A 4,876-nucleotide genomic window follows, 5' to 3' on the forward strand; every position below is an offset into this window, starting at 1 on the left:
AGAACAAGACTAGAAGGAAATTGTCATGAGCTTATCACCAGGGGCGAAATTCCGGCTCGCCGTTGAGCAAAACGATCCGCTACAAATTGTTGGCACCATCAACCCGTACACCGCGATGATGGCCAAAAATGTCGGCCACCAAGCGATTTACTTGTCGGGCGGGGGCATTGCTAATGCCTCTTACGGCCTGCCAGATTTAGGCATTACCACCCTCAATGATGTATTGGTCGACGTCGACCGCATCACCAATGCGTGTGATTTGCCGCTGTTGGTGGATATTGATACCGGATTTGGTGGCGCGTTTAACATTGCCCGCACCATCAAAGCGATGGAAAAAGCCGGCGCGGCGGCGGTGCAGATGGAAGACCAAGTGGCGCAAAAGCGTTGTGGTCACCGCCCGAACAAAGCGATTGTCAGCCAGCAAGAGATGGTGGATCGTGTCAAGGCGGCGGTGGATGCGCGCACGGATGAGAGCTTTGTCATCATGGCACGCACCGATGCGCTAGCGGTGGAAGGTATGGACAGCGCGATTGAGCGTGCGATTGCTTATGTGGAAGCGGGCGCGGACATGATTTTCCCAGAAGCGATGAACCAGCTAGAGCAGTACCAACAGTTCTCGGCGGCGCTCAAGCAAGCGACGGGCAAACACGTGCCTATCTTGGCCAACATCACTGAGTTTGGTCAAACGCCGCTGTTTGGCTGTGACGAGCTGGCTCAATCCAACGTCGACATGGTGCTCTACCCATTAAGTGCGTTCCGCGCGATGAACAAAGCGGCGGAGAATGTCTACAAGCATTTGTTAGAAGTGGGCAATCAAGAAGCGCTGCTTGACTCGATGCAAACGCGTAAAGAGTTGTATGCGCACCTCAATTATCACGACTACGAGGACAAGTTGGACCAACTGTTCTCACAAGAGTCATAACCCCTCGGGGGAAGCCCAAGAAATAGTTCGGAAAATATCTAATCACGTGAAAGTCGTCGGGTGACGCACCGCTCCACAAGAGAGCCGCATCCGACCGAAAAGGAGTTCAAACCATGTCTGAAACGGTTGCAAAGAAAAAACAAATCGGAGGCGCAGGCCTTCGTGGTCAAAGTGCAGGCAGCACAGCGCTGTGTACGGTGGGCAAATCGGGCACCGGCCTGACCTATCGTGGCTATGACATCACCGACCTGGCCAACCATGCTCAATTCGAAGAAGTGGCGCATTTGCTGCTGCGGGGTCACTTGCCAAACCAACAAGAGCTGGATGCGTACAAAACGCATTTGCTGAGTTTACGTGGCTTGCCAACCGCGCTTAAGCAGGCGTTAGAGCTCATTCCGGCCGACGCGCACCCAATGGATGTGCTGCGCACCGGTTGTTCTATGCTGGGTAACTTGGAGCAAGAGACGGACTTTGACCAACAGCTGCACGCCACTGAGCGTCTGTTGGCGTTGTTCCCAGCGATGATTTGTTACTGGTACCGCTTTAGCCATGATGGCGTGCGCATTGACACCGAAGACCAGAGCGAAGACAGCATTGGCGGTTACTTCCTGAAGTTGCTGACCGACAAAACGCCGAGTGACACGCATAAGCAAGTGATGCACTGCTCGCTGATTTTGTACGCGGAGCACGAGTTCAATGCGTCGACGTTTGCGGCGCGTGTGTGTGCCTCGACATTGTCGGATTTGCATTCTTGCATTACCGCAGCGATTGGTACCCTGCGTGGGCCTTTGCATGGTGGTGCGAACGAAGCGGCGATGGAAATGATTGAAAATTGGCAAACGCCGGATGAAGCGGAAGCGAACATCCTAAAAATGCTAGAAAACAAAGACAAAATCATGGGCTTTGGCCATGCGATTTACCGCGAGAGTGACCCACGTAACGCCTTAATTAAGCGTTGGTCAGCGGCACTGTCTAAAGAAGTGGGGGATACCCATCTTTACGCTGTGTCTGAGCGAGTGGAATCGGTGATGAAGCGCGAGAAAGGGTTGTTCTGTAATGCGGACTTCTTCCACGCCTCGGCGTACCACTTTATGGACATTCCTACCAAGCTGTTCACACCTATTTTTGTGATGAGCCGTTTAACGGGTTGGGCGGCGCACGTGTATGAGCAACGCGCCAATAACCGCATCATTCGTCCAAGTGCGGATTACACCGGTCCTGAGCACCAAGAATGGGTGCCAATCGAACAACGCTAACGCGTCATGCCTTTCCTTATACAGCTAAGTTGAGGGAAGGCGTGTCTTTTCGATGCCACAGTGCCAGGCAAGATGTACCGATGCAATGGAAGCAACCCCTATGAATATCAATACTCAATACCGAAAACCCCTCCCAGGGACAAAACTGGATTACTTTGATGCACGCGAAGCGGTCAATGCGATTGCTCCGGGTGCCTATGATACCCTCCCATACACCTCCCGCGTGCTGGCCGAGCAGTTGGTGCGCCGCTGCGAGCCAGCGACATTAACCGACAGTTTGAAGCAGTTGATTGAGCGCAAGCGTGACCTCGATTTCCCTTGGTATCCGGCGCGCGTGGTGTGCCACGACATTCTAGGCCAGACCGCACTGGTTGACCTGGCGGGCTTGCGTGATGCGATTGCCGAACAAGGTGGCGACCCATCTAAAGTGAACCCTGTGGTGGAGACCCAGCTGATTGTCGACCACTCTTTGGCGGTGGAGCACGCAGGTTTTGACCCGGAGGCGTTTGACAAAAACCGCGCCATTGAAGAGCGCCGTAACGAAGACCGTTTCCACTTTATCGAATGGTGTAAAACCGCGTTTGAAAATGTCAGCGTCATTCCCGCCGGCAACGGCATCATGCACCAAATCAACCTAGAAAAAATGTCGCCCGTGGTGCAAGCCAAACAGGGCATTGCTTATCCCGATACCTGTGTCGGGACTGACAGTCACACGCCGCACGTTGATGCACTGGGGGTGATTGCGATTGGCGTGGGTGGACTGGAAGCGGAAACCGTGATGCTGGGGCGTCCGTCGATGATGCGCCTGCCTGATATCGTGGGGGTCAAGTTAACTGGTCAACGCCAACCGGGCATTACCGCCACGGACATCGTGCTGGCGATTACCGAGTTCTTACGTAACGAACGTGTCGTCTCTTCGTATCTGGAATTCTTTGGCGAAGGCGCACGCGAGCTGACCATCGGTGACCGCGCGACCATCTCCAACATGACACCAGAATACGGCGCGACCGCAGGCATGTTCTACATTGATGAGCAGACCATCAACTACCTCAAATTGACCGGCCGTGATGATGAGCAAGTCAAATTGGTCGAGACTTACGCGAAGCAAACCGGGCTGTGGGCCGACGATTTAGACAGCGCCGTGTATGAGCGCGTGCTGGAGTTTGACCTCGCCACCGTGAGTCGCAACCTCGCCGGGCCTTCCAACCCGCATCGCCGTTTGCCAACCTCAGAGCTGACCGAGCGCGGCATCGCGGGCAAGTGGCAAGAGAAAGAGGGCGAAATGCCCGATGGCGCGGTCATCATCGCCGCGATTACCTCGTGCACCAACACCAGTAACCCGCGTAACGTGGTGGCTGCGGGCCTAGTGGCGAAAAAAGCCAACGAACTGGGACTGGTGCGTAAGCCATGGGTGAAAACCTCCTTTGCACCGGGTTCGAAAGTGGCGCGCCTCTATCTAGAAGAAGCGGGTCTCCTGCCTGAGTTGGAAAAGCTTGGCTTTGGCATTGTCGGCTACGCGTGTACCACCTGTAATGGTATGAGTGGCGCCCTAGACCCACAAATCCAACAAGAAATCATCGACCGTGATTTGTACTCGACGGCAGTCTTATCTGGCAACCGTAACTTTGATGGGCGGATTCACCCGTACGCCAAGCAAGCGTTTTTAGCTTCGCCGCCATTGGTGGTGGCGTATGCGTTGGCGGGCACCATTCGTTTTGACATTGAACGTGATGCGCTCGGCATCGATGCCCAAGGCCAACCGATTTACCTCAACGACCTGTGGCCAAGCGACGAAGAAATCGACGCAGTAGTGGGTCAGCACGTGAAGCCCGAGCAGTTTAACCAAGTCTACATTCAGATGTTCAAACTGAACCAAGACGAACGTAATACCAACCCACTGTACGACTGGCGACCGATGAGCACCTACATCCGCCGTCCGCCTTATTGGCAACAAGAGGGCGAAGGGGCATTAGGCGGGGAACGCACGCTGTCGGGCATGCGCCCACTGGCGGTGCTGGGTGACAACATCACCACCGACCATCTATCGCCATCTAACGCCATCATGGCCAGCAGCGCGGCTGGGGAATACCTAGCGAAAATGGGCGTGCCGGAAGAGGACTTTAACTCCTACGCCACCCACCGTGGTGACCACTTAACCGCGCAGCGTGCCACCTTCGCGAACCCGAAACTGTTCAATGAAATGGTGAAAGAGAGCGGCGAAGTGGTGCAGGGCTCACTGGCGCGTATTGAGCCAGAAGGTCAAGTCACCCGCATGTGGGAAGCGATTGAAACCTACATGCAGCGTAAGCAACCGCTGATAGTGGTTGCGGGGGCTGATTATGGCCAAGGTTCATCTCGTGACTGGGCGGCCAAAGGCGTGCGTCTTGCTGGCGTAGAAGCAATTGTGGCAGAAGGCTTTGAGCGCATTCACCGCACCAACTTAGTTGGCATGGGCGTCCTGCCGTTGCAATTTAAGCCGGGCACCACCCGTCAGACGCTCGAGCTTGATGGCAGTGAGTTGTATGACGTGGTCGGTGATATCACTCCGGGGGCTGAGCTGGCGTTAGTTATTACTCGCACCAATGGTGAAAAACTCGATGTGCCGGTCACCTGCCGCTTAGACACGGCCGATGAAGTGCATGTCTACCAAGCGGGCGGGGTACTACAGCGCTTTGCACAAGACTTTTTGGCGCAATAA

The 4,876-nt window shown here is 54.9% G+C and carries 3 protein-coding genes; all 3 read left to right on the forward strand.

Features of this window, described 5'->3' with window-relative positions; all coding sequences use genetic code 11:
* Positions 1 to 25 precede the first annotated feature (25 nt).
* The gene (gene prpB, locus AK966_RS19695) at positions 26 to 922 is read left to right on the forward strand and encodes a methylisocitrate lyase (protein ID WP_099081231.1); all 897 of its coding nucleotides are present in this window, start codon (positions 26 to 28) and stop codon (positions 920 to 922) included.
* 113 nt (positions 923 to 1,035) lie between these two features.
* On the forward strand, positions 1,036 to 2,178 hold the full coding sequence (gene prpC / locus AK966_RS19700) for a 2-methylcitrate synthase (RefSeq protein WP_099081232.1): 1,143 nt from the start codon (positions 1,036 to 1,038) through the stop codon (positions 2,176 to 2,178).
* A gap of 100 nt (positions 2,179 to 2,278) precedes the next feature.
* Complete coding sequence (gene acnD / locus AK966_RS19705) at positions 2,279 to 4,876, forward strand: Fe/S-dependent 2-methylisocitrate dehydratase AcnD (RefSeq protein WP_253252717.1); 2,598 nt, start codon at positions 2,279 to 2,281, stop codon at positions 4,874 to 4,876.

The organism is Vibrio sp. PID23_8 (assembly GCF_003584965.1).
Lineage (GTDB): Bacteria > Pseudomonadota > Gammaproteobacteria > Enterobacterales > Vibrionaceae > Vibrio.